General features: G+C 34.6%; 32 protein-coding genes and 2 pseudogenes. 28 read left to right on the top strand and 6 right to left on the bottom strand.

Translation table 11 applies throughout. The features are described 5' to 3' along the window. Positions 1-1596, top strand: a 1596-nt coding sequence (gene ltrA / locus J2Y03_RS28090) for a group II intron reverse transcriptase/maturase (RefSeq protein ID WP_310200484.1), incomplete at its 5' end; no start/stop codon positions are given. A 264-nt stretch (positions 1597-1860) separates the two neighbouring features. Then, the gene (locus J2Y03_RS28085; protein WP_310200481.1) at positions 1861-2277 is read left to right on the top strand and encodes a VOC family protein; all 417 of its coding nucleotides are present in this window, start codon (positions 1861-1863) and stop codon (positions 2275-2277) included. Positions 2278-2631: 354 nt separating this feature from the next. On the opposite strand, the gene J2Y03_RS28080 is transcribed toward J2Y03_RS28085, so the two are convergent. Further along, positions 2632-2838, bottom strand: coding sequence for a tyrosine-type recombinase/integrase (locus J2Y03_RS28080; protein WP_396954280.1), 207 nt, complete (start codon positions 2836-2838; stop codon positions 2632-2634). An 18-nt stretch (positions 2839-2856) separates the two neighbouring features. On the opposite strand from J2Y03_RS28080, the gene J2Y03_RS28075 reads away from it, so the two are divergent. Further along, positions 2857-3072, top strand: coding sequence for a GNAT family N-acetyltransferase (locus tag J2Y03_RS28075; protein ID WP_310200477.1), 216 nt, complete (start codon positions 2857-2859; stop codon positions 3070-3072). Positions 3073-3121: 49 nt separating this feature from the next. Beyond that, positions 3122-3728 (top strand): annotated as a pseudogene (locus tag J2Y03_RS28070) (transglutaminase-like domain-containing protein). A gap of 169 nt (positions 3729-3897) precedes the next feature. On the opposite strand, the gene J2Y03_RS28065 reads toward J2Y03_RS28070, so the two are convergent. Then, positions 3898-4107 (bottom strand): cysteine-rich CWC family protein, encoded by a 210-nt coding sequence (locus tag J2Y03_RS28065; protein ID WP_310200475.1) that lies wholly within the window; start codon positions 4105-4107, stop codon positions 3898-3900. A gap of 209 nt (positions 4108-4316) precedes the next feature. Here J2Y03_RS28065 and J2Y03_RS28060 point away from each other — a divergent pair, with 209 nt between their 5' ends. The 3 genes from J2Y03_RS28060 (at position 4317) to J2Y03_RS28050 (ending at position 5842) form a co-directional block, all read left to right on the top strand. Then, the gene (locus J2Y03_RS28060; protein ID WP_310200473.1) at positions 4317-4697 is read left to right on the top strand and encodes an ABC transporter; all 381 of its coding nucleotides are present in this window, start codon (positions 4317-4319) and stop codon (positions 4695-4697) included. A gap of 116 nt (positions 4698-4813) precedes the next feature. Further along, a complete protein-coding gene (locus J2Y03_RS28055) occupies positions 4814-5236 on the top strand; it encodes a hypothetical protein (protein WP_310200471.1) in 423 nt (140 codons plus the stop codon). Positions 5237-5404: 168 nt separating this feature from the next. Then, entirely contained in the window at positions 5405-5842 is a 438-nt protein-coding gene (locus J2Y03_RS28050) for a VOC family protein (RefSeq protein WP_093274033.1), read from the top strand. A gap of 148 nt (positions 5843-5990) precedes the next feature. Here the strand turns inward: J2Y03_RS28050 and J2Y03_RS28045 are convergent, their stop codons facing one another. Then, positions 5991-6476, bottom strand: coding sequence for a hypothetical protein (locus J2Y03_RS28045; protein ID WP_310200469.1), 486 nt, complete (start codon positions 6474-6476; stop codon positions 5991-5993). Between the two features lie 499 nt (positions 6477-6975). On the opposite strand from J2Y03_RS28045, the gene J2Y03_RS28040 reads away from it, so the two are divergent. From J2Y03_RS28040 to J2Y03_RS28030, 4 genes are all read left to right on the top strand, one after another. After that, the gene (locus J2Y03_RS28040) at positions 6976-7365 is read left to right on the top strand and encodes a cupredoxin domain-containing protein (RefSeq protein WP_310200467.1); all 390 of its coding nucleotides are present in this window, start codon (positions 6976-6978) and stop codon (positions 7363-7365) included. A 286-nt stretch (positions 7366-7651) separates the two neighbouring features. Further along, the gene (locus J2Y03_RS29095) at positions 7652-7813 is read left to right on the top strand and encodes an SRPBCC domain-containing protein (RefSeq protein WP_396954279.1); all 162 of its coding nucleotides are present in this window, start codon (positions 7652-7654) and stop codon (positions 7811-7813) included. A 479-nt stretch (positions 7814-8292) separates the two neighbouring features. Continuing rightward, complete coding sequence (locus J2Y03_RS28035) at positions 8293-8727, top strand: GyrI-like domain-containing protein (protein ID WP_310200465.1); 435 nt, start codon at positions 8293-8295, stop codon at positions 8725-8727. 89 nt (positions 8728-8816) lie between these two features. Next, complete coding sequence (locus J2Y03_RS28030) at positions 8817-9332, top strand: GNAT family N-acetyltransferase (protein WP_310200463.1); 516 nt, start codon at positions 8817-8819, stop codon at positions 9330-9332. A gap of 149 nt (positions 9333-9481) precedes the next feature. Here the strand turns inward: J2Y03_RS28030 and J2Y03_RS28025 are convergent, their stop codons facing one another. Further along, positions 9482-10717 (bottom strand): IS110 family RNA-guided transposase, encoded by a 1236-nt coding sequence (locus J2Y03_RS28025; protein WP_310200461.1) that lies wholly within the window; start codon positions 10715-10717, stop codon positions 9482-9484. Positions 10718-11070: 353 nt separating this feature from the next. On the opposite strand from J2Y03_RS28025, the gene J2Y03_RS28020 reads away from it, so the two are divergent. The 7 genes from J2Y03_RS28020 to J2Y03_RS27990 all read left to right on the top strand — a co-directional run bounded on the left by J2Y03_RS28020 (position 11071) and on the right by J2Y03_RS27990 (position 14749). Then, positions 11071-11451, top strand: coding sequence for a hypothetical protein (locus tag J2Y03_RS28020; protein WP_310200459.1), 381 nt, complete (start codon positions 11071-11073; stop codon positions 11449-11451). Between the two features lie 195 nt (positions 11452-11646). Then, positions 11647-12063: a DUF2283 domain-containing protein gene (locus J2Y03_RS28015; protein ID WP_310200457.1), complete on the top strand. Its 417-nt coding sequence runs from the start codon at positions 11647-11649 to the stop codon at positions 12061-12063. 282 nt (positions 12064-12345) lie between these two features. Beyond that, a complete protein-coding gene (locus tag J2Y03_RS28010; protein WP_310200455.1) occupies positions 12346-12582 on the top strand; it encodes a hypothetical protein in 237 nt (78 codons plus the stop codon). 398 nt (positions 12583-12980) lie between these two features. Then, on the top strand, positions 12981-13259 hold the full coding sequence (locus J2Y03_RS28005) for an ArsR/SmtB family transcription factor (RefSeq protein ID WP_310200453.1): 279 nt from the start codon (positions 12981-12983) through the stop codon (positions 13257-13259). 87 nt (positions 13260-13346) lie between these two features. Further along, positions 13347-13730, top strand: a complete 384-nt coding sequence (locus J2Y03_RS28000) for a VOC family protein (RefSeq protein WP_310200451.1) — start codon at positions 13347-13349, stop codon at positions 13728-13730. A gap of 141 nt (positions 13731-13871) precedes the next feature. Then, positions 13872-14213, top strand: a complete 342-nt coding sequence (locus J2Y03_RS27995) for a PadR family transcriptional regulator (protein WP_132095560.1) — start codon at positions 13872-13874, stop codon at positions 14211-14213. Continuing rightward, the gene (locus J2Y03_RS27990; RefSeq protein ID WP_310200449.1) at positions 14210-14749 is read left to right on the top strand and encodes a DUF2812 domain-containing protein; all 540 of its coding nucleotides are present in this window, start codon (positions 14210-14212) and stop codon (positions 14747-14749) included. Before J2Y03_RS27995 ends, J2Y03_RS27990 begins: the two co-directional genes overlap by 4 nt. Positions 14750-14905: 156 nt before the next feature. Here the strand turns inward: J2Y03_RS27990 and J2Y03_RS27985 are convergent, their stop codons facing one another. Further along, positions 14906-15358: an NUDIX hydrolase gene (locus tag J2Y03_RS27985; RefSeq protein WP_310200448.1), complete on the bottom strand. Its 453-nt coding sequence runs from the start codon at positions 15356-15358 to the stop codon at positions 14906-14908. Positions 15359-16291: 933 nt separating this feature from the next. Between J2Y03_RS27985 and fsa the strand changes: the two genes are divergently transcribed. The 6 genes and pseudogenes from fsa (at position 16292) to J2Y03_RS27955 (ending at position 20639) form a co-directional block, all read left to right on the top strand. Further along, complete coding sequence (gene fsa / locus J2Y03_RS27980) at positions 16292-16951, top strand: fructose-6-phosphate aldolase (RefSeq protein ID WP_132095568.1); 660 nt, start codon at positions 16292-16294, stop codon at positions 16949-16951. A 144-nt stretch (positions 16952-17095) separates the two neighbouring features. Then, positions 17096-17467 (top strand): annotated as a pseudogene (locus tag J2Y03_RS27975) (YhgE/Pip domain-containing protein); the annotation flags it as partial. Between the two features lie 159 nt (positions 17468-17626). Next, the gene (locus J2Y03_RS27970) at positions 17627-18499 is read left to right on the top strand and encodes an AraC family transcriptional regulator (protein ID WP_310200445.1); all 873 of its coding nucleotides are present in this window, start codon (positions 17627-17629) and stop codon (positions 18497-18499) included. Between the two features lie 258 nt (positions 18500-18757). After that, positions 18758-19258, top strand: coding sequence for a GNAT family N-acetyltransferase (locus J2Y03_RS27965; protein WP_310200443.1), 501 nt, complete (start codon positions 18758-18760; stop codon positions 19256-19258). A gap of 45 nt (positions 19259-19303) precedes the next feature. Continuing rightward, positions 19304-19858: a 2'-5' RNA ligase family protein gene (locus tag J2Y03_RS27960; RefSeq protein WP_310200441.1), complete on the top strand. Its 555-nt coding sequence runs from the start codon at positions 19304-19306 to the stop codon at positions 19856-19858. 277 nt (positions 19859-20135) lie between these two features. Beyond that, positions 20136-20639, top strand: a complete 504-nt coding sequence (locus J2Y03_RS27955) for a hypothetical protein (RefSeq protein ID WP_310200439.1) — start codon at positions 20136-20138, stop codon at positions 20637-20639. Positions 20640-21032: 393 nt separating this feature from the next. Here the strand turns inward: J2Y03_RS27955 and J2Y03_RS27950 are convergent, their stop codons facing one another. Continuing rightward, a complete protein-coding gene (locus J2Y03_RS27950; RefSeq protein WP_310200437.1) occupies positions 21033-21164 on the bottom strand; it encodes a YjcZ family sporulation protein in 132 nt (43 codons plus the stop codon). Between the two features lie 339 nt (positions 21165-21503). On the opposite strand from J2Y03_RS27950, the gene J2Y03_RS27945 reads away from it, so the two are divergent. The 4 genes from J2Y03_RS27945 (at position 21504) to J2Y03_RS27930 (ending at position 25294) form a co-directional block, all read left to right on the top strand. Beyond that, entirely contained in the window at positions 21504-21683 is a 180-nt protein-coding gene (locus J2Y03_RS27945) for a hypothetical protein (protein ID WP_310200435.1), read from the top strand. 18 nt (positions 21684-21701) lie between these two features. Then, complete coding sequence (locus tag J2Y03_RS27940) at positions 21702-22373, top strand: hypothetical protein (protein ID WP_310200433.1); 672 nt, start codon at positions 21702-21704, stop codon at positions 22371-22373. Between the two features lie 528 nt (positions 22374-22901). Beyond that, positions 22902-23036 carry a BA3454 family stress response protein gene (locus J2Y03_RS27935; protein WP_310200431.1) on the top strand — a complete coding sequence of 45 codons (135 nt, stop codon included), beginning with the start codon at positions 22902-22904 and terminating at the stop codon, positions 23034-23036. Between the two features lie 848 nt (positions 23037-23884). Continuing rightward, a complete protein-coding gene (locus J2Y03_RS27930; RefSeq protein WP_310200429.1) occupies positions 23885-25294 on the top strand; it encodes a phospholipase D-like domain-containing protein in 1410 nt (469 codons plus the stop codon). Positions 25295-25674: the final 380 nt, after the last annotated feature.

Here is a 25674-nt window from a genome sequence, read left to right as displayed (position 1 = left end):
AAATATAAAATTGAAAACGTTGATGAATTTATTGAAGTAATTCGAAAAGCATTAAAGAATTATAAACCTCAAACGGTACGAAGAGTTGAAATACCAAAACCGAATGGAAAGAAAAGACCATTAGGAATTCCTACTATGAGAGATAGATTAATACAACAGATGTTCAAACAAATATTAGAACCAATTTGTGAAGCGAAGTTTTATCACCATTCATACGGTTTCAGACCAAATAGGTCAACTCAACATGTAATGGCTAGATGTCAGTTCTTAGTCAATAATGTGAAGTTACATCATGTAGTCGATATTGATATAAAAGGTTTCTTTGACAATGTAAGCCATTCAAAATTAATTAAACAAATGTACAGTATAGGTATAAGGGATAAAAGAGTATTAGCCATTGTTTCAAAAATGCTAAAGGCACCAATAAAAGGCATGGGTGCTCCAACCAAAGGAACTCCGCAAGGAGGTATACTATCCCCCCTCCTATCGAACATTGTTTTAAATGATTTAGATTGGTGGATAGCTAACCAATGGGAATGCTTAAAACTAAAACATTCTTATGCACCTAATAGTAAGACTAGAGCGTTAAAGAAAACGAATCTCAAACAAATGTATATCGTAAGATATGCGGATGACTTTAAGATTTTCACAAATTCTCATAAATCTGCTATAAGAATACATCACGCCATCAAAGAATATCTAAAAAGTCAATTAAACCTTGATATATCTTCCGAGAAATCAGCGATTACTAATCTAAGAAGAAGAAAATCCGATTTTCTAGGTTTTTCTCTCAAAGCAGTATCCAAGCGTAATAAATACGTAGCCAATACACACATTTCAGATAAAAAGAAGAAAAGCATACTAGAAAAACTTAGATATTTAATTCGCGAAATTCAAAATAAGCCAACACCAAAAATTGTTTTGGATTATAACGCTTATATTCTTGGAATTAAAAATTACTTTAAGATCGCAACTCATATCAATAAAGACTTTGGAAAAATAGCCTATCATCTAACGAAAACCTTGTATAATCGTCTAAAATCAATTGGGAAATATGGAAAACCCATTAATCCATCGGAAACCTACAAGAGACTTCATAAGAATAATTTTAAAACATATAAAATCGCTGGTCTGTACTTATTTCCATTAGGAGATACACAAACAAGCAATGCTATGAATTTCAGTCAAGATATATGTAACTACACAAAAGAAGGAAGGCTTAAACTTCATCAAAATCTTAGGGTTGACATTGCCATAGAAATAAACAAGATGTTACAAATACCTTACGGTAAAGACAACTTAGAATTTGCGGATAACAGAATTTCAAGGTACTCCGTGCAACTAGGCAAATGTGCAGTAACAGGGGAATTTTTGACATCCGATAGGCTGCACTGTCACCATAAGTTACCCCGACATATGGGTGGCACCGATGAATTTAGCAATCTTGTAATCGTGCATGAAGATGTACATAGATTAATCCATGCTACTAGTGAAATGACGATTGAACGATATAGGAACATTCTTCAATTAGATGAAAAACAATTGAAGAAGCTAAACCAATTCCGTAAAGTTTGTAATTTAATTGCTTTAGTCTAAAAGAATAAGATGGAACGCCTAATGCGGTGAAAATCGCACGTTGGGTGTGGAGCAGGGGAAAAGATGGAGATTACATCAAAGTCTTACCTATTGCTATTAAAGTAACGGGTGCAATTTCAGAATAAGAAATAAGCTCATTCTTTATGTAATGGGCTATTTAATGAATAAAGTACTTAAAGAAAAGTGGAATATTTAGCGACATTTAATGAAAAACTTAAATGACATGGTTTTCTTGCCAATAATTTTCACAGGAGGTAATAAAAAATGGCATTCACATCCAAAAATATCTTTATCAATTTATCAGTAAAAGACGTGAACAAGTCCACCAATTTTTTCAAGGAGCTAGGTTTTGAGTTCAACCCACAATTCTCCGATGAGACCACATCTTGTATGATCATCAGTGACAATATCTTTGCTATGATAATGATTGAGGAACGTTTCAAAGGATTTAGTAAAAAGGAAATTGTGGATACTACTACTTCTGCCGAAGCAATTCTCAGCTTTTCAGCTGAAAGTCGGGATCAAGTGGATGAGATAGTAAATAAAGCATTGTCATCTGGTGGTAAATCTTTTAGTGAACCTCAAGATCATGGGTTTATGTATATATGGGGGTTTCAGGATTTAGACGGTCATTTATGGGAAGTTGCTTATATGGATGAAAGTGCAATTAATCAAGAATAAACTTTAAGATTTAAAGTCAAATCAAGTTTAATATTCTAAGGGATGATACCTTAAAAAGTATCATCTTTTTATTTATCTTTTATCAGATTAGAAATATGTGAGTAAGCGAGTTAAAGTAAAAGGTGCTGGACTTGAATAAGATTTAAGCAATAATCCTCAACAAACGAGTGTTTTCTTTAATTAAGAAGGCGTCTTTGTCTAGTCAAACAGATTGTTGAAGCAACACATTTAAATTGAAGTTATATTAAGGTGTAGAAGAGATTGTGAAGGATTCCACTTAAGCTAACGGGTGCAATAGTGAAAAAGGCAGCGGAAGTACCCGTTGCCTTTTCACTCCATTTCTAAAAGTATTTTCTAATACAATTCTCTTCTAAGGCTTCCACTTAACTGTGCATATATCCTAGTGGTTTCGCTTTTTTCGTGCCCAAGTAAACTTTGAATAACATCAATGGGTGCTCCGTTGTTCAATAAGTGTGTGGCATAGCTGTGGCGTAGTTGGTGTGGATGGATTTCTTTGTTGATCCCTGCACGACTTGATATTCGTTTAATGATGTACCTCATCTGTCCTATACTCATTTTATGTGGATGCAGGGTATTGCCAAAAAACTAATTAATTCCTTAGAAGACTATGCGAAAGATAAAGAAATTCCTACACTACTTTGTAAAGTGCGTTTGACTGTCCCAAAAAACATTAATTTATATAGTTCGGTAGGATTTAAAGTCTATAATGAGGAAGTTGTACATAAACCAAATGGTATTAATATAAAGGTTGTTTCGATGAAGAAACAGCTTTAGTTATTAAGCTAACTGGATACGATTGTTCAGAAGTGGGGTTGGTTATATTATGAGACTTATGCTTGAATCAACAAATCTGAAGGATTATCTTGAGGAAAATGAAGTTATTAATTTTTCTCACCCCTTAATTAAGACTAAGATCGATGAATTATTCAATGAAAAACAGTCAGAAATTGAAAAGGCCAAGACAGCTTCTTTTTGTCAGAGACCATATCTCTCATTCTTGGGATATTCAAAGTGAGAGAGTTACTTTAACAGCTTCGGACGTTCTTAAATACAGTGAAGGTATTTGCTATGCGAAATCTAATTTACTCGCATCATTATTAAGGGCTCAAGGTATACCCACAGGATTTTGTTACCAGCGACTGATGATTTTTGATACACCTGATAAGGGTTATTCATTGCACGCTCTAAATGGAATTTACATTAAATCAATTGATAAATGGATTCGGTTAGATGCCCGTGGGAATAAACCAGGTGTTCAGTCACAATTTTCTACTAAGGAAGAAAAATTAGCGTTTACTATCAATGAAGAATTTGATGAAAAAGACTTTCCAACCATTTATACGAATCCAAATCAAAACACAATAAAAACGTTAAAAGAAAACTCAAATGCTTTAGAAATGTATAAATACTATCTTCCTGATGCTTTATAAATATTCTTTTTCCTAAAATCACGTTGTTGAACGGGTGCGTTAGTAAAAAAAGGTCGTCAAAAAGATAACGGGTTCTCTTTTGGGGGACAAAAGGCAATAAAAATATTTAAAAACGCAAATAAAAACCACGATTTCCATAAAAAAATCGTGGTTTTTTGTCATTATAATTTCATCGAATAATTCCCTTAATTTTTTGTTCTTCCTGAAATTTAATTAAACATTTTTTACATATGCAATCTATTCTTATACTTTCAACTGGAACTAATTCAAAGATTTCTTTAGGGAATTCCTCCATATCACACCAACAATTGCCGTGTTCTCCAGCACTAGACATACATCCATTAACTTCCCCGCATATAGGGCAATATTTATTTGCCAATTAAATTCCCCTCCAATTGTGACATAATAATAGTCCTGTGTTATATTCTATTTCTTTTTTATACTACCTCATTTTTTACTTTTTTGGATAAAAACCTTAACAAAACTAGTATAAAAATGCTGTAAGCACGATTATTGGCAAATTGTCTTTATTGAGCTAACTGGCAGTTTACTTGCAGAAGGGAAACAATATTATTGTGTGTAATTCAGTTGTATAAAAGTGAAATTTGGAGTGTGATTAAAACGGATAGTCGGTTATTAGAAATATATGTGGTATGGGAAGATAAGTTCGATAATGACGAATGGTACTTTAGTAATTCCTTCGAATCAATTTCTAAAGGAATGTCCTCAGAAGAAGCGTTTAACTACATTCCAAATGTCATTGAGATTTTATTTAAGTTAGACGATGACTTTTTGATATGGGAAACCCTTTATTTTCTAATTGGATTGTATAGCATTGCCGATACTACTCAAGTACATCCATCCATAGAAAGTAATTGGTCTCAGTTAAAACAACATATTCGGAAGTACCAAGACTCCTATACAACTCCATTTAAAGAACTAATGAGAATGCTAAGAATCAAAGAATGAGGTTGCCATCTTGTTCAACTAAGGGTGCGATTGCGGAACAAGGAAATCGCTTCTTGCACTATTAGGCCAGTTTAGAGGACTAAGAATACTTACATAATAATATCGGAGGTGTTGTAATGATTACGGTTAAGAATGCTGAAAGTTACCTTAAGAATAAGATTGGTGAAGATACCGATGATATAAAAAAGGTTTGGGAAACATTTAAGGCTTTTTGTAAAGAGCCAGTTGAGGGAGAAGAAGATAAAGAAATCCTATTTCAATGTGGTGTTTATGATTTTACTGGAAAAGAACTATTTCATCTTGATTTTGTACGTCAGTTTACTGTTTATGAAGAAGATGAGTATTCTCGTATGGAACAACTTCACTGTGAATTTTTATTTAAACCAACAGATGAATTAAGTAAGTTAGAAATAGGAGAATGGTCAATGGATTATGATGATATAGATGATTTCTTAAATAATATAGAAAACCTTCAGGAGTTTAAAATACCTTTGAATCTAAAGCCGATAAAATCAGAAATATATCAGGAAGAGGTTTAAACCTTTTTACACTAATGGAGCGATAGCTGAACAAGGTTGTCGCTTCTTCAACTATTGGGGCAGGATTGTTGAAGAAGGATATTTTCTGTCTTAAGCGAATTAGAATTTTAACCAAACTTTACACGAATATAGGTATTGAAAATAACGGGAACATGGGAGGTACGAGATATGAAGATCAATAGAATAGATCATGTGAGTATAAACGTAAATGATCTTTCAGAGGCTAAAGCGTTTTTTCTTGATTTAGGACTTGAAGTGCAAGCGGAATGGGAATTGGATGGAGAACAGTTAGACAGAATAGTTGGGCTTAATGATGTTAAAACGGCATGTGTAGGATTGGGGATGCCAGATGGTCAGGCATGGATAGAGCTAGTCAAATTTTATACTCCGTCAGATGAAAAAGATATTCAGCAACCTTTTGCAAATACGCTGGGAATCCGACATATTTGCTTTGCTGTTGAAGATATTGAAGCTATTGTTGCGAAGTTGAAAAAGAAGGGCACGGAAATCTTTAGTGAGATACAGCAGTATGAAGAAAGTTATAAGTTATGTTATGTTCGCGGTCCAGAGGGAATTATTTTAGAGTTGGCGGAGAAAATCAGATAAATATTGAATGGGACTTTAAATGATTTAAATTTCCAACTTTAAAGATTTCTTCTTAAACTATCGGGTGCTTTACCTCAAGAACTGGCTGCTAAATACGGCAGCCTTTTTCTTATTGAACTAAAGAATGAAGGGTCTTAGGGATTAATCCCTAAGACCTTTTCTGTCTTTGGTATATTTGTTGTTCGGTCGGTTGGTTTTTATCTAAAATTAATTGAAAACCATAATTCACAAATGAATAACCCAACGAAAATAAAAAAAGATGAATTGGTTTAATTTTCTTTAATTTATATAGATTGATTTTTTCAAAAAATGTATTTAATGGATAAGCAAGTATCCAATCTAAAATTAAATTAAGAAGAGTATATAACCAAAATTTCCCATAAGTTAAACGAAATACCCAAAGACTCCCTATGAAATAAGGTCCAAAAGCAAAAGCTAATCCATTATTGGCTATCGTTTTAATATCACCCTTTGCTTTCCACCAGTTTCGAGGAGCACCTATTAGATATTCTGTTAAAATAATTAAAGATGAAAAAAGTGTGACGGGTAGATATTTAAAAAACGACTTTTTAGGGAGAAAAAAAACAGTGCCCCATGATATTAAAATCAATCCTATACGAAAAAAGGCTTGCATTTTATCCCTCCCTTCTTGCTTTTAGTTTCCTCAAAAAACCAAATTATTATTAAAAAAAATAAATTCTAAAATTGAAGTATTAAATTTATCGTAAAACATAAAGAATACATTTCTTAAAATAAACGGAGGCGATTCTCTAAGTTAAAGGTCGCCATTCAATAAGAAAGATTGTGAAATGTTATACTTAAACTTTCGGGTGCTTTAACACAGTAAGGAATAAAATTAAAGAGCCTAAATATGCAAGTTTTTAAGCACTATTTGAGTATTTTGGCTTTTTTTACATTCATAAAATATACTGCCATTTTAGGCATTTTTTAACAGCTAAATATCGTTAGTCTTCAAGGTTGATGATTCCTTCCTGTACCAACCTTCGGACCATTCACTTGGTGTCTCCACTTGATTAAAGAGTTACTATTTGAAAGCACATTGGAACCCAATTTATATTGATAATATTTAATGAATTAGTAAAAAATAGTGATTAGGAAAGGAGGGATTGCGAATGTCTGTAAAAAAGTGGTTAACAGGATTGGTCGTTTTGCTTGCAATGATTGTGGTTGTGACAACTTCAGGTTCACTCGGCGTATTTGCCGAATCTCGTGTTGCAACACAGCCTATGGAGACGGTGAAAGCGATTGGGGTCGAGTTGAACGATGAGTACTTTAATCCAAAGGTCATCACTATTCCCAATGGAAGAACGACAACGTTGATATTGAAAAACGTAGGTACGAAAGAACACACCTTCACAGTGAAAGAGCTTAGAATTGACGCCGAAGTCCAGCCGGGGAAAGAAAAAACCATTACCGTGAAACCGGAAAAGCCTGGTACATATGAACTGATATGTCGGTACCATTTCAAGGAAGGAATGGTTGGAAAGGTAATAGTCAATTAACAAGCAGGGCCAATCGGGCCTTGCTTTTTTAATAGGAAACGGAATCATGATTATTATTAAAACCCCGACATCATTATAGCAGCTAACTTTCATCCTTACTGGCAGAATAGTTAAATAAGATCTTCGTCCATATGGTAAAATGGTGAAAGTTATTTGACATGGTCACAAAGGGGGAACAATGAACATGCCCACATCTGAACCGGAGTTTACCATTACCCGCACCCTGAATGCCTGCCGCGAGCACGTGTGACGCGCTTGGACTGAGGAGAAGGAACTCGCCGATTGGTTGCCTTCGACACCCCTAGAGACCATCTCCTTCGACGTTCGCAAAGGCGGACTTTACCGCTACACAATGGTCAACATCGAGACCGGCGAGGAGTTTCTAACCGGAGGTGTGTTTCTCGACGTCGTACCATTCGAACGGCTCGTTTTCACCTGCGCGGATTAGCTGGTCACCCCGGCGATCAGTACTTTTACGATGGCTGGTCCGCAGCGCTCGAAAATATTGTGAAAAAATATACTTAAACAAGCGGGTGCAGGAGTTGAATTAGCGCTTAGAGGATATTTTCTAAAGGGTTCTGTTTTCAGGTGCTTTCTTAATAATTAACACAAGAAATGACGTATGAATTTGCATACGGCATTTTCTTTATTTATCAAGGTTTCTGCGAATTTTTAATGTGTTTGCCATAGCATTTGACAACTTTTTTATGATGGACAATTAGTATTGTATTCAATTTCAGTGTCTTTTGCGTGCTGGAGTTAATTACTTCCTTGTTCAACTAACTTGCAGTTTAGTTGAATAACAGTTGCATAAATAGTATGAAATCCTTACTTCAATGCAGGAAGTAAGGATTTTCTGTTGAATAAATGAAATTAGAATATTATGGAATTTCCATGTGAATAGGAGAGGTTAATATGTCGTTTATGATGGTAAAAAAAGAATTTAGACTTGTTGGATTAAAAGGGAGTGGGGAGTTTGTTAACTTTGGTAATGAAGTACCCTTGCTTGCAAAGCAACTATTAAGTCGCTCAAACGAAATCCTAAATCCAACAGAGACCGAAATAGCATTATTTGAGCCTAAAAAGGATGAGAAGCATAGGATTGGTCATTATTATGTAGGGTTAATTGTGAGTGAGAAATTAAATGAAGTGCCAATAGGAATGGAGTATATTGAAACAAATAAAAGTTACATAACTACAAGAGGGAATATATCTAATTTGGGAAAACTTCATTTGAATATATTGAATTGGGCAGAAGAACAAGGTTATCAAAGAGATTTAGATTCTTATATTATTGAGACATATCACCCTATGGGGGAAGGAGATGAAGAAGTACAGATTTATTTACCAATTCAAGGTTAAAAGTACAAATCAAAAATCTCTTCAATAAACGGTCAGGTATGTCGAAGTAGTTTGTTGTATTTAAACGTAAATCTATGAGGAGATAAAAAATGAACTTGGATTTTGTTGAAGGTTTTAATATAAAAATTGCTACGAATGAGGATAGTAGTAATATTATTAAAATGTTAAAACAGATAGCTCTATGGATGAAAGATAATGAAATAAACCAATGGAGTTTTCTATTAGATGGTGGTGATGATGAAGAGATTGAACAAGCCATATCTAATCAAGAAACGTATATTGTTTTGAAAGATAACGATATTGTGGCTACATTTACACTTTTATCTAAACAAAGTGAATGGGATAGGGATATTTGGGGGGACGATAATTCCTCTAAATCGCTTTACTTACATAGACTTGCAATTATTCCTACATATATGAAGAAAGGTATGGGTAGAAGTATTCTGACTTGGATACAGAACAATGTAAGTGATCAAGAATATCTTAAATTAGATTGTGTTGCGGATAATATAAAGTTAAATAGCTTTTATAAGGATAATAAATTTGAACTTGTTGGTTTAACAGATGGACACAGTAGATATCAAATGTGTATAAAAAAGAATTAAAAATTCTTCAACTAAACCAGCTAATAGTTTGTCAATATTTTTCAATAAAAAGATTAATAACGTCATGATATACTAAAAATGCGCATGCCAAATAACCCTCCTTTATTTTGATTTTGGAAGGATTTGTGTTATTTAGTTTATTATTGGTTCTAAGCTATATCTTGGAAAGTGGTTCTGTTCTTTAAAAGGGCAAATATCCAATGTAAGAGCTTATTTACACAGGCGATTACTGCTACTTTATAAGGTTTTCCTTCTTCACGCTTCTTGTCGTAAAACTCACGCATTTTTTTGTTCCGAGGGATGATTTCATCAGTCGTTTTCTTCTTGCGATTATCACGAATAGCACAACGAACTGCCATATATAAGGCGTGTCGAAGCCTACTAGATCCTCGCTTTGTAATCCGATTCTTGGTGGCCGTGAACTTACCAGATTCAAATACACTCGGATCAATTCCTGCGAAAGCTACAAGCTTTTTAGGATTGCTAAATCGATCTATCTCACCAATTTCAGAAATAATCGTTGCCGCAATCTTTTCTCCAATACCTGGGATAGATTTGATGATATTATATTCTTCAATTTCTTTAGCGAGGGCATCTATCTCCGACTCCAACTTTGATAGGTGCTCTTTGTATTGAAGAATCATAGTAATATACATACCAAGGCTTAATATATGACTCTGATAAACTGTCTTTTCAAAAGGGTTACGAGCTGCCGCAGCTTTAAGCTGAATCGCTTTTTCATTCGCCCATTTGCTGGATCTGCTCTTACAAAACTCAAATATCTTATCCGTAATGTTTTCTTCACTTGCCTTTATAATGTCCTCTGAAGAAGGAAACTCCGAAAGAGTTAAGAGTGAAACCACCGAATATAAATCTCCAAAAACCCCATTATACTCAGGAAACACTTGCTCAAGCACTGCCTGAAATTGGAGCTTTGTTTGTATCATAACGCCAGTTATATTTTCATGTTGTCTTGTGAGATTACGAAGGTTTAATAACTGGACTCCACGTTTTTTATATGGCTCTAACTCCTCCTTATAGAACAACTCACAGAGTAGATAGGCATCAATGGCATCTGTCTTTACTTTTCTTAAACTTGATCCTCTTGCCTTATACGAGATCAGTGGATTGATGATAATCAATAAATATCCTCGTTCTTCCAAGTATTGAACGACTGGAGTTTGATAATGTCCAGTAGCTTCTAATATTACTGAAGGTTTCTTCCCAGCTTCTTGCTTTACGTCCTCAAGAAACGATACAAGTGAACTAAGTCCCTCCAGAGTATGATCAACTTTAAAGCTCTTACGAAATGGTTTACCTTTATCTAGAAATGCTTGAACCTGACTTTCCCCTTTGGATATATCCAGACCTACGACTGGATTCATTCTAAATCTCCTCCTAATCTAGTGATTTGCCAGTAACCCCTAATTCCTCCATGCAGTGTCACAGCTTCGCTTGTTATACGAGATCTACGTCCCAACCAGCCTCAATCATGTTTCTACAAGTAGGGGGCGAACGGTTTAGCTGACGGGGTCAAGCCCCACGGGCAGGTACGTTCTACCCTGGCTACTGTTATAATAAAGCCATATAAAAAATGGTCAACCAGAAATATTTTCTGGCTGACCTTATAATACGAACGAAGCAGGTTAGTTGAACAAGGAACGAGTTACCAATGCATAAGTTCTGATATTTTGAGATAATCAAAAGGCTTCAAGATTTTGAATGTAAGAGGTAAAAGATGAAGAAATATATTTCGTTAAACTTAATTTTGTTTATTGTATTTTTGGCAGGAACAATACTTACGATATTTATTATATATAAGGATATTGATACTTCGCTTTCTCTTAAATTTGTTATAGGATATGTAATTTATCTTCTTCTATATGGTTTGTTCTCCATCTCTCTAGTTATTGCGAATACAAGGAAGTTAAATTGGATTCAAATAAAAAAAAGGCTTTTTACGTTTTTTATTTGGTTTATTTCTTTAAGTGTTGCACACTTTCTTATTTATAATTTTTTTAAACGTTCGGAAATGGATGTTTGGGATTTAGGAATTCCTTTTGGTGTATCATTTGGATTGGCTTTTTCTGATTTAATGTCTTGGAAAAAGAAAGACTAAATCATTGATGTTTTTGCGAATGAATTCTTTACTGAAATAAGGATTAATGCCTTTTAGTTGTTTCACAAACTGGTGCATTCCTTTAACAAGGGATGCTTATTTTTCTTATTGAAGTAACGAGCAATAGTTTAATAAGTAAGTGATATAATTTTGTCATAGAACGAGAACAAGAATAGGATTAGGAGGATTATTCTTATGGGCTACAAAGGAAATCAGGTTACTTATGATAATGACGCAAATATGGGCTATATTTACTTTGATGAACCATTTAAATATACAGTTACTTATACCGAAGAACTTCCAGGGAATGATGACATAATGTTAGATTTTGGAGAAGAAATTCCAATTATAGGAATTGAACTGGAAGGAGTAACTGCAAGGAAAATTAAACAGATTGCTGGTAAAACAAACATATTTAAAAAAGAACTTACTCCTGATGGAAAGAATTATTATTCTTTCAGGCTAAATAATGAAATGGTGAGAAAGTCTATCTATCACCCTAATGTTAAAACAATATTGTTTCATTTTTCAGATGATAACTGTCAAGATTTTATCGGTATCGATATTTTTGAAACAAAATCATATTCTGAACAATATTTAATTGGTAAATAAGCATCACCTTATTGAACAAACGGGGTGCTTATGTTGAATAAGGAGATTACTGGGGGTGATCCTCTAGACAATAAAAAAACAGTCTCCGAAGGACTCTGATTCATTTTCATAAGCCACGACTTCCTATGTTTTTCCTCTTACTGGGAAGGAACCTCGCTGCGTAACTGAGTTTTCCATTGAAATATAAAAAATTTGAAGAAATATGTCCTTCATAATTATCATACTCGTTGCCGTTTTTTTGCTGTAATTACTATGCCATATAAATAGGCGTCCATTCAAATATTGCAGGCTGCTACTTATGGCTGGCAGTCACAAAGGATTGTTGGTATTGTGTATAACAATAATCATTCTTATGATATTTCTATAAGTCTTCAAGTTCCTGACGAAAGAAATGTCCCTGGCAACTATGCATATGACCTGGTCAAAGTAAGAGTATCACCGTCCTGCGACAGCCCCAAAATCGGATGCAGTCATGGGTTCAAAGTAGAAGTACTAGATTATAAACACACAAATAAATAAAAAGCGGGATAGGGTGTTACCATTATTGGTAGTACCTTTTTTAATCGATCTGGTTAAACGGATGTTTGAGATAAGGCTCAGCTGCCATTCTCTGCGTTCTATTTCTAGCATTTTAATTTACAGATATAACCACAAGGATTTTGGAGATAAACTTTAAACTCTTATCTATGGATATAGATTAATAAAGATATAAGGTGCACCATTTCAAGGTTTTGTAGTTGATGCTGTATATTAGTGGTGGGTTAGTTGAATATGAAAAGTGCTGAAAATTTATTTTTCTATAAGGTTCAAACTACTATTATGTGACTTTAACGGTTGCCTCCTACGGTTTCTATGTCACGCAACCATAAAGTTGCTTATAGTTGACAAGCAACCGTAGAGTTGCTTATACTCAATATATGAATTGGAACAAAGACGCTATATTCAAAGCACTTGGCGACACGACTCGGCGGCTCATATTGGACGAACTTTCCGAACGTAACGAGCAGTCGTTGTATGAACTTACGGTACGTCTCATTACAAAACACGATCTTTCCATGACGCGACAGGCAATCGCTAAACATCTTTCTGTATTGGAAGATGCAGGGCTCGTATCATCAAAACGAAAGGGAAAATATCGAGTATTGGTATTTAACAACGAGCCACTTAAAAATTTGCTAAAAACATGGATAGAGTAGTTTATATTAAAACTTCTGACAAATGTAGGTTTTTTTCACTTGGAGCCAGAGCACCAACATTGTAAATATCAAAGGAGGCAATACTATATGAAAATCATTGTTACCAGTTTATTCGTACAAGACCAGGACAAGGCACTGGAATTTTATTCAGAAAAGCTGGGATTTGTAAAAAAACATGACGTTCCCATGGGGAAGTTCAGGTGGATCACGCTTGTTTCTCCCGATGCTCATGATGGTACCGAGCTTTTGCTCGAACCGAATGATCATCCTGCCGCAAGTGAGTATCAAAAGAAAATATTTGCCGACGGCATCCCAGCAACCATGTTTGGCGTTGCAGATATTCATAAAGAATACAATCGATTATTGGAGAACGGCGTGAAGTTTACGATGGAGCCGACAAAAATGGGTGAAGTCACAATAGCTGTCCTCGACGATACATGCGGTAATCTTATTCAAATTATACAGAAGTAACTTAATGTTAACCCTGTCCTAATTTTTAGGACGGGGTTTCTTTGTATCAATAATCCGCGATATCCTATTGAATTATATATCATTAAACGATATATTATATTTATTGATATATCGTTTAATGATATAGGAAGGAGAAATATCATGGGGAGAAATGTCTCATTAGAAATGGGAGAACTGACGGACACAGCTTACTATATTTTATTGTCTTTAGTTGATGCGAAGCATGGTTACCTTATTATGCAAACCATTGAAGAAATGACCGAACAGCGATTTTCAATTGGACCTGCCTCTATGTATACAACAATCAAGAAATTGTTAGCTGCCGAATTAATTCAACTGTTTGATGATCACGATCCGAAAAGAAAAACCTATATTGCAACAGAAAAGGGCATTGACCTTTTGAAAAATGAAGTAAAGCGAAGACGGGAAATGGTATCACATGCAGAAGAAGTATTTAAAAAAAGAGGGGAGCAGTTAATATGAAAAAAGTTAAATATATTCCTAGTGGTGGTTTAGCTTTTTTTGAAGAGAAAGAGATGAAAAAGCTTGCCAAATATGCAAAAGAGGGATGGATTTTAGAAAAATTTGCTGGGCTGGGATACAAGTTAAGAAAAGAGGAAAGTAAGGACATTGAGTATTCACTGGATTATCAGAAGGAAGCAGATGATGAGTACTTTGCTTTCTTTGAGGCTGCTGGATGGTCACATGTATGTTCTGTAGGAAATGAAATTCATATATTTAGCGCCCCTACAGGAACCAAACCAATCTATACAGACAAACCAACGACTGTTGAAAAATATGAACGGGAAAAGAAGCAGATGGGGAAGGCTGCTCTTCCATTCTTCATTTCTACCGTTGTATTTTGGTTGCTTAATGTCTTTAGTAGTTGGGAATGGGTACCTGAAAGTATCGGGATCTTTTTTCAGTTATTGGGGATGATTTCCCTCATCATTCTTATCTTTCCGGGTCTGCCCTATCTTTCTTATCAATTTAAATTATGGAAATTACGCAAGGAGTAACTATCTCATTATCGGTTAGAAAGTTCGGAAAATTCTCGCTAACGTAGCGTTTCTGTAATAAGAAGGAACGCTTTTTTGGCATCCTAGAACATTTCGGTAATATTGTTTTGAACAGTGAATTTGACTATTGTTCAAGGTACATCCCTCATTCTAAGCCTAAATCGATTGAAATGACTTAACTTGAAATCCAGTTAATTCTCCAGTTTCTGAATAGCTGCAGTCGTACACTTTCGGTTCACACGTAAAATCTAAAACATCCTCAATGAAATATGGGATATTCGCAACAACATCCTTTGAGGATAAAATCCAATCGAGTTTCTTCCAATCAAGGATTCCTTCATCGGATGGCAGGAGATCGCCTTCGAAGTCATTGCTGGCAAATACATAAATGCATTCAATCCCGTTTAATGCTATCATGCCTCTAAAAATTTGGTTCTTAAGCAGTAATCCCGTTTCCTCAAACACTTCTCGTGCACAATTTTCATAAGGTGTTTCATCGTGCTCAATCTTTCCGCCGACACCATTCCATTTTCCCTTATTCGGTTCCTTTGCACGTAATAACATCAAGACATCATCTTCTTTTTGTAAAAAACAAAGAGTATATTTCAAGAATTTTGCACCTCAGTAAAAATATTATCGATAGAAATAGATTAATCTTTATCATGGATGGGCTCAATAGTATTTTTGAAATAGCATTATAAATTACATACAAAAACGCTTGAGTTTTTTAAGGGAAACCCAAGCGTTTTAAATTTATAGTGTTATTTCTTGATTTTAAAGCGCCCATTAGCAAAAGGGAGCGAAAAAATTAAAAGTGTAAATGAGATGTTAAATCTCTTATAATTTTCAAGATATACAAGAAATTTTTCCGTGATTTCGATACATAATTCTAGGTGTTACGGATTTACACTCACTGCTTTACTAGCCTGTCTTTTTTTCATTGCAAATCTTGCTATCGGCTGTGCAAGCAATAATTCAATCCAAAATGCTACACCAAAATTTCTAACCAACTGTGAAAAAAGTTCTGAAAAGGCTCTAGGCTTAATATGCCTTCTTTTGCGTTTTGAGGAAGTCTATCTTCCTTATACATACTTTTACCTCCGAAATTAAAATTAAAATTTCAGAAGGTAGACGTATCATGCGACATATATTTTTGGTAAGTAAAACGAATACCAATATCTCTACAACCTGATTTAACAATTATAACAACTTATTAAACAAAATAAAGTATATCTAAAACCTTTTTTTTATTATCATAAAACAACAATTGCCTTTACGTATCTTTAACATGATTTTAGAAAAACATTAGCGTTTGGAAATAGAATTAGCTACACAAATTATCACGGTGACAGTCCCCGTTTTCACACTGTTAATTTGAATGCAATGAATTCGAAAATAAATCGCTGGTAAATTTTGAATTTCTTAAATTCTAAGTAATATATTTGACGATTTTTGTCATGAAAGATATAGTAAGGTAAAGTAATAAAGTAATAGATTAGAAGAATGAAGAAACATACATAAAAGAATTGGAGGCAATACAATATGAAATTTTTTATCGATACTGCAAACCTAGAGGAAATCAAGAAGGCCTATAAAATTGGCGTATTATCTGGTGTAACAACTAACCCTTCATTAGTTGCTAAAGAAGGCGTAAAATTCGAAGATCGTATCGCAGAAATCTTAAATGCTGTTCCGGAGGTTGAGTCCGTTTCAGCTGAAGTAACACCTAATGCTTTAACTGCTGAGCAAATGATTGCTGAAGCAGATGAGCTTATTAAAATTAACGGCGGCGATAAGAATATTACCATCAAAGTTCCAATGACGCTTGATGGACTAGAGACTTGCCGCTATTTAACTAAAAAAGGTGTTAAAACCAACGTTACCCTAATTTTTAGTGTCAATCAGGCATTGCTTGCTGCACGTGCAGGAGCTACTTATGTTTCACCATTCTTAGGACGTTTAGATGATATTAATGAAGATGGAGTAGAACTGGTAGCAAAAATTGCCCAAATGTTCCGTGTTCAAAATCTAGATTCACAAATCATTGCAGCATCTGTTCGTCACCCTGATCACGTAACACGTGTAGCGATGGCAGGAGCACATATTGCAACCATTCCATTCAAGGTGATTGAGCAATTATCTAAACACCCATTAACAGACCAAGGACTTGAAAAATTCGCGGCTGACTGGAAAACTGTTTAAAAATTCATAAAACTAAGTGCGGTATATCAGATAACGACCTTACTTTTCGAATCTGGATGGATTGAATAATTTAGTTGGCAAGACAACATTAAATAATACACAAAAAGCAGTCCAATTCGCATATGAATTGGACTGTTTTTTTGTTTCCTTGATACCGCCTTATTTTTAACACTAACCTCATTCTGCTTTATCCTTATGATTTTAGCTGTACTTTTGTTAGTTGGAATTAAGGGTATCGTTGTCTTTCCCTTATTGATATTTTTCGGGGCACCACTACTTGCAACGGCACCTGAAATGATGTCTCCATTTTATCGGGATTGGATTTATTCATGGCTGCTAATGCGATTTATGGTAGACGGTCTACGAAAAATATTCTACTTTGGGGAAGGATTAACCTGGAACACACCAATTTCTGTCCATGTTTGGATTGGATTAGCAGGCATGATTGTCAAACTTGGTACTGCTTTAAAATGGAATAAAGGGAAGGAAGTAATAGCGGAATCTCGAATTATGTAAAAGAATTAAAAATCTAGTGCCCGCCACCGGAACAGGGGGGGTCTCCGCTTTAAGCCGAACGATTTTAAAAAAAGAAAGGATCCATCCTACAAAACGGTGCACAGAATGTCGGATGGATACATTCAATTCCTGCTAATCTATTGATGAAGGAGGGGAAAAGTGAATTTGCTTAAGAATATGAATGATGCAATGAAGTATATCGAGGAAAACCTGACTAACGAAATAGACTTCAAAGTGGTGGCAAGGTTCGCGCATTGCTCTGAATATCATTTTAAAAGGATGTTTTCGTTCCTTGCAGGTATTACCTTGTCGGAATACATCCGCCGTAGACGACTAAGTTTGGCAGCATTTGAGCTAATTAATAGTAACAGTAAAGTCATTGATGTTGCGATAAAATATGGATACAATTCTCCAGACTCTTTTACGAGAGCTTTTCAACAATTGCATGGTGTAACACCGTCTGAAGCAAGAAATAATGGACAGCAATTAAAAGCCTATCCACTAATGACCTTTCAATTATCCATTAGAGGGGGAAATGAAATGAATTATCGAATTGAACAAAAAGAAGCATTTAACATTGTTGGAATCATGAAAAGAGTCCCAATTATTTTTGAAGGAGAAAACCCGGAAATTACCGCGATGTGGAAATCCTTGACGATGGAGAAAATCGAACAATTAAAAAATCTCTCTAATGTTGAACCGATAGGGATGATTCAAGCATCTACAAACTTTTCAGAAGGACGTATGGAAGAAAAGGGTGAGCTTGATCAGTATATCGGTGTGGCAACTACACTAGAATGCCCTGAAAACTATACAAAACTTGAAGTTCCAGTATTAACATGGGCGATTTTCGAATCAACAGGTCCTTTTCCTAGTACGCTGCAGGAAACTTGGGGAAAGATTTACTCTGAGTGGCTTCCATCTTCACATTATCAAGTAACAGAAGGGCCCGAAATCTTGTCGATTAAAAGCAAAGATTTAACTTCACCATCTGTAATATGTGAAATTTGGATTCCAATTTTGAAAAAATAATGACATCACTGAGCTGATTCTACAGCTCTTTTTTTATTATCTTGATTGAGGTGCTGGAGGAATGGCAGCAATATCTTGGTAGAGTTAATAGTGTAACAATATCATTTGATTAAAGAGCTGAGCCTTAGCAATTTTAGGCTGAAGCCGTGGTACTACTGGATTAAAAAACTAGAACCTATACTTTTTGTACTATAGTGAACTCTGTGATTTAACCAATATAGTGTATAATTTTGGATATTGAGGATATAGGGGGTTTTTATGTTAATTCGAGAGGTACAACCTGAAGATGCTGAAAATTTTATTTGTTTAGTTAAGCGAGTTGAATCTGAGGCAAAGTTTATGCTTATGAGTGCAGGAGAAAGAAAAACCACTCAAGAACAACAACGTAAACAATTAGAACATTTCAAACAGCAAAGTAATTCAACGATATTTGTTGCAGAACAAGAAAAAGGAAAGTTGGTTGGCTATTTGATAGCCATTGGTGGTAGCGTGAAGAGAACAAACCACTCTGCATATCTTGTTATTGGAATTTTAGAAGATTACAGAGGACGTGGTATAGGTACAAGTTTATTTCAACGTTTAGAAGAGTGGGCAATAGGCTCTACTATTTCAAGATTAGAGCTTACAGTTGTCACTAAAAATGAAGCTGGAATAGCCTTATACAAGAAAAATGGGTTTGAAATCGAGGGAATAAAAAGAAAATCGTTGAAGGTTGATGAGGAATTTTATAACGAATATTTTATGTCTAAACTATTTTAATCTTTTTTACTCCTATACATTTTATAGTAAAAAAAGGAGAGGATGGTGCAGTTTGTGATTGTAAAAATCGGTATAGCAACATTGATAACGGGGTCTGAAAGAGACGAAGTATTACGTTATTGGGATATTTTTGAAAAAGAATATAATTCAATTGGAGTTCGATCATGTGATCATCCAAATTTAGGATTTCAAGGTGGGGATTGCTCAAATTTAGATTTCTTAAAAGATGAATTATCAAACCTTTGTAATATTATTTCACCATTTGAAATAATTGTAGACGGTTTCGGTTACTTTGAAGCCCCTTCTAAAGTGGTGTATTTACAAGTGATGAAGACCAATGAACTAATTGAGATACATAAGGAAATTAATATTATCCTATCAAAGTCCTGTATAAGTACTTTTCAATATTATACACCTGAATATTGGGTTCCACATATTACTCTTGCAATGGATGATTTATCGGAAACAAGTTTTGATACTTTTAAAAAAAGACATAAAGATACTTCACCTTCTTTTAACCAAACAATATCAAATTTAGCACTTGTTGAGTTTAAGGATAATGGATTAGTAGAGTTACTTCAGAGGTATGAAATTAAATAAGTTCCAGTGAAATATTCAGTGATATCCAACTAATGAGAGCGATTCTTCAATCACGAGGGATCGCTTTTTCCTTCTTCAAGTAACGAAGCAGGAGTTGTTCTTTTTGCTTATTGAAGTAAAGAGCAGTTTAGTTTAAGTGAAATATGAAACTTTCCCTATGCTAAAACGTATTTCTTTATAAAGCGAGGACACTTTGAGAAATATTGTTTTTACATAGAATAAGTGGGTGAACAGACCTTTCCAATGTAGTAACTAACAAAAGAATTGAGGAGTAAGTATGTTCGAATTTTCAATATTTTTATCTGTAATTTTTATTCTTTCATTTCTCTTATTGTTTTGGTTCATTCATCACGAAAACAAAAAAGAGGGAAATAAAGACCGTTTACTAACCTTAGTAGTTGTTGCCATTTTATTTTCAGTGATTATCACAATCGTTTTTGCACTTTTTCTTTTTCTTATAATGGGTTCGACAAATGTTATTAATACAATATTTTCATTAAATATAAATACCAATCAACTATTTGTTGTTAGCATTTCTTTTCTTATTTATTGGATTACAATTGATAATATTTTTGAAAAGTTCTTCGAATATTTATTGGGTGAAAATATCTTTGCCGTTCTATCTTTAGCATTCTCAAGAGTAGCATCCTTCTACATAATTGGAAGAATAATTAAATTAGATGAAGTTATAAACATGACCATTTCAATAGGTGTAACTCTCATCTTTTTAGCAATTGATATGCTATATTTTTTCAGAAATAATAATGTCTTAAATCGCTAATACATATTATAAAAGGGTGACTAAGAGTTGTAGGTCTTAGAGGTTGTGAAGAAATGTACCTAAGGTAACGGGTGCTTTTGTTTAACAAAAAGGGTGCTGCGGCAGCCATTTTTCTTGTTCCACTAACGGTCAGTTTAGTGATATAAGAATATATGACGAAACCTTTTGTTTAATCGACCATATTCTTATTAATAAAAGCATAAAGTAAAAAAATTTCCGAAATTAGGGCTTAACCTATTGGGAAGTCACATGAACGGATGCATATGATAGTGTAGCCGAAGAACCATAGCCCCTTATCCTACATTGCACATACACCTTAATAGGTATTCTCAAATACAAAAAAGCCCTACAAGGGCTTTTTTGTATTTTTAGAAAAGTGTAATTGGTTTTTACTTAGAAACAGATCACTGCTCCAACGATGATTAACAAGATAAACAATACAACGATTAATGCAAAACAGCAGCCGAAACCCACGCCGCCGTAGCCGTATCCACCACAACCACCATATCCACCATATCCAAACATTGATAGCCCTCCTTTATATGCTAATTCCTTATAAAATATGCTGAGAAATTAAGGTGGGAAGGGCTATTTCACTAGTTTTTATGAGATCAAAATTACGGAATATGATTTAAGCAATAGATAATGAGCCGAGCGCTGCTGAAAAATGATTAATTATTTTCTTATTCAAGAAACGGGGCAGGTTAGTGGAACAGGACAGTATTTTTAAAGGCTAAAAGATGAAGGGTTAAAAAATCCGCATTTATACGAGGACAAGCACAAGCCTTTCGAACAATTGTTTAATAATATATAAGGAAAGAGTTAAGAAATGACTTAATAAATAGAAAAGGAGAAATGAGAATAATGGGAAGTATTCTCCCAAATAGTCTCCTGTGGGCTTATGATTTTGCAGCCGTTGGTGCTGCAGCTATGCGTGTTTGGGATCTAATGTCAGACATTGTTATCACCACTTTTGTTCCTGGGAACGGTACACACGGAAATGGGAGAGGTGTTGCCTTCGACCCATCAGATGGAAATATCTAGACATCAAGAGTGACTGGAGTGGGAGGTTTTGGTGATGGATTCATTCATAAGAATAATCCCTTTACAGGAGTAGAGATTCTTACTATCCCTGATCCTGGCGGCGTTAATGGACCAGGTATCGGTGCTTTAGACGTGGATCCAGATGACTGTTCGCTATGGGCAGCTGTTTACCGACCGATATTCAATCAACAAGAGGGTATTTTTGTCAGTCGTATTTACAATCTTAATCCCCGTAACGGTAAAGTTATTAAAACCATAGACATACCATTCCAAGGAGATCCTACTATTGACGGGAACGATACCCTTGCGATTGCCCGTCCAAGCGACCTTGGGGGAAGAAAAGTCATCCTGACAGATGCAGGAGAGATTAGAACTGAACTTTTTGCAGTCGATGTTAATACCGGTGCAATTCTTAAAGCATATATTTTACCCGTTGGAGTCGCAGGAATTGATGAGGATGAGGTAACAGGAGACTTGATTGTTACCGATGTCTTTAGTAGTTTCTATAATCTTGGGCCGGCACCTTATGGTACCATAAAAGGCACTTTAGATAACCTCTCCCACTCTGTAGAGGACATCTCGCTCAATCAGCCTCGGAGATGCGGGAATGAATGCGATGATGAGAGTAGTGACCATCATCATAACCATCATTCACCTCACGAAGAAAGCAGTGACGAGAGTAGCGACTAATTTTTGAAAGTCAGATTGACCTTTTCTTAGCTAAAAAGGACCGGTCTTATTATTTTGGATAGATAATCCTTATTGAAGTAACGGGTGCGTTAGTTTAGTTTAATAAATAAGTAAGAAATTCATCTTATCTAAGGTGTTTTTTTTACTTTGGGGCTATTTAGTTTCAAAGATTAGAACAAAAAGGTAATTTAAGATCGGTATAAGGAGTAAGCCTTTTTTAGTTTTTATATTTCGACATTTTTCTGCATTCTAGGAAGTGTAACAAAATACATAAGAGATTAGAATCATATAAAGTTTGTTGATTTTATTGACTTTTCCAGTCATTACCGTTGCTAGTGAGTATATAAATTTTTGTTAAGTTGAGAATTTGTCAAATCTTGACCTTTTTTTTAGCTTTAATCAATTTCATTTTATTTGTAAAATATAAAAAAGTTCAAAAATATTTGTAGGAATAACTAAATGAAATTGGATTTATTAGAAAAGTAGAGTGAACAAAAAGTTAGAATTAAATAAAGGAGATAGAACAAAATGTACAAGTATACAATCTATGTAACACATAAAGGTAAAGTCTATCAAACCAACGTAATTGCTACCAAAAACCAAACAGAAGAAGAAGTTTATCGTATAGCACAAGAACAAGTTCAGAAACAATGGGCAAATTAAATACGGGATCCTGGGATTAAAAGGATTGAATGGAACTTCCACTTGAAGAATAGATTTTGGATAGCTTCCGTTACTTGAAATCTAGCTGCCAATGGCGGCTTTTTTTGTATAACTAAAGAAGCAGTATAGTTCAAAGTAGGAAAAGGAGCTCTTGTTATTTGTAGAGAATTTAAAAAGGAGTTAATGCTAATTTAATGCATATATTGACGGAGGGAAGCCTGAAAGTGAATAAATCAGCAATTGAATGTATAGATGAAATGGTATTTATGAATAGAATTAATCTCTTTTTCCGTTAGGAATTTTGGAATCCGTTTTCCTTGTTTAGGTTCTTTGATTTTCTCAGCTCCGTTTTTTGTTACCTTTAAGAAGACTTTGTGAAAAAATATTCTGTAACCTAAAGGGGTACTTTAGTTGAGGACGGGATAGCTGCGGCGATCCCGTTTTCTTTATTGGATTAATGGATCAGGTTAGTTGCTTTAGAGAAAATTTGATAGTGTCGTACAAGATACTTTTGGGGAAGTTTAAATAATAAGGGGTCAAGATGATGAAGAAATTTTTCTTAGCTTTATTGATTATTGATATTTGTTTTAGTTAGTGATTCAGGATCATATGCAGCAAATAGCCCCAAACTAAGGTAATGATTGCTATAGGAACGGAATATGATCAAATAGGAATAATATGAATTTGGAATGGGAGTTGACTTTTTCCATACCTAACTTAACTTATTGTTGTTTATTCCTCTGTTATTTCATATTGTAAAAAATATTGAACAAACTATTAACGATTAGGATGGCCTTACAGGTGTTAGAAAGGAGGTAAATTCGATAAAAAAGGTTACGAGAGCGGTTATGATTATTCTTATTTTTTATTTAATGTATATTACCATATTCGGCATTGTTATTTTTAAAGATAAACATCCGCAGGTTAGTAGCACCTATAAGGAACAGCATAAGGTGGAAAGATTCTATGGAAATGAGGCGTCACAGGATCGCGTGATTCTACTGGAAGAAAAAACGTTTTCAGGTCTTGCCCGTGTTAACTTAATGGAAAATGCACAGGAGTCTATTGATATCGCCTATTATGCCATTCAAAAAGGATATATTACCGATTTATTTTTTGGAGTGATTTTGGATGCGGCCGATCGTGGCGTAAAGGTAAGGATCCTTTTGGATGGAATTTTCCATGGTTTTAGATTTAGTCTAAAAGATGTTCAATACGCCTTAATCAATCATCCCAATATCGAAATTAAATTTTATGAACCATTAAATCCTTTACGCCCTTGGACATGGAATAATCGACTCCATGATAAATTACTTATTATCGATCATAATTATGCAGTTATCGGCGGCAGAAATATCGGGAATCGTTATTTTATTCAAGAAAGTAAAAAACCCCCTACGAATGACCGAGATGTTTTGTTAATTAATACGGATCCCAAGACAAAGGAAGGCAGTGTTTTGAATCAAATGGAAGGCTACTTTAATCAAGTCTGGGACCATCCCATTACAAAGATTCCTTTTGATAATCTATCCTCACGCCAACAAAAGAAAGCAAAAAAAGCCAATCAACAATTAAAACAGAATCTTGAGAATTTGAGAAAAACGGATAAAAAAATATTCAATAATCATTATGATTGGGTGAAAATGTCCCTTCCTACTAAAAAAATCACTTTTATTCATAATCCTATACAAAGATTTAATAAAGAACCTTGGGTTTGGTATGATTTAACAAATCTCATGAAGAATTCGAAAATGTCCATAGTCATCCAAAGCCCGTATGTTATTCCAACGAAACCTATGCTTCCTTATATGGATACGTTACAAGTACCTCCTGAAAAGGTAACTATTTTAACGAACTCATTAGCAGCGACAGCCAATGTTGTCGCCTATTCAGGACATATTAAACATATTAACGGGATGGTAAAAAAGGGTTTGAATATATGGGAATATCAGGGGCCGGACTCCATTCATGCCAAAACATTTATCTTCGATGATCGATTCAGTGCCATTGGAGCTTTTAATATGGATTCCAGGTCGACGTTTTTAAATACAGAGTCCATGGTCGTCATTGATAGCGTGGAATTTACCGAAAGTCTCGAAAAGGAAATGGACCAGTATTTTAAAAAGAGCTTAAAGGTAGCAAAGGATGAATCGTATATAGAGGACCCAAACTTAAAACCAGGTAAAGTAAGTTGGGTTAAATCATTCAGTGTAAAAGGACTATCCTATATAACGGGTTTATTCCAGCATTTATTATAAGGCTCCACTCAATAAACTCAGATAGATATAGTAAAGTAAGAAGTAAAATTGAGCCAAATTCAAATCATGACTTTATTTAATTCTTAATGCATGTTGTAAAATCGGTTGCTAGAGTTAGGGATTGTGTGGGCTGCTGCAGCCCTTTTTCGTGTTCTTTAACGTGGCAGGTTAATTGTGCGAAATGTTTCTAGCTTAAATTGAGGATGGTTACATCTCTCTGCTAAAGGCTAGACAATTCCAAGGGACCTTTTTATTATGTTGAGTTTTTCTAATGAAGCAGGTCAATTGTGCGAAATGTTTCTAGCTTAAATTGAGGATGGCTACATCTCTCTGCTAAAGGCTAGACAGTTCCTTACGGAACTGAAGGGTTATATCAAAGA

This window comes from Neobacillus niacini (genome assembly GCF_031457145.1).
Lineage (GTDB): Bacteria > Bacillota > Bacilli > Bacillales > Cytobacillaceae > Neobacillus > Neobacillus niacini_J.
Note: the sequence above shows the minus strand (reverse complement) of the source record. Positions and strands in the feature narration are given on the sequence as shown.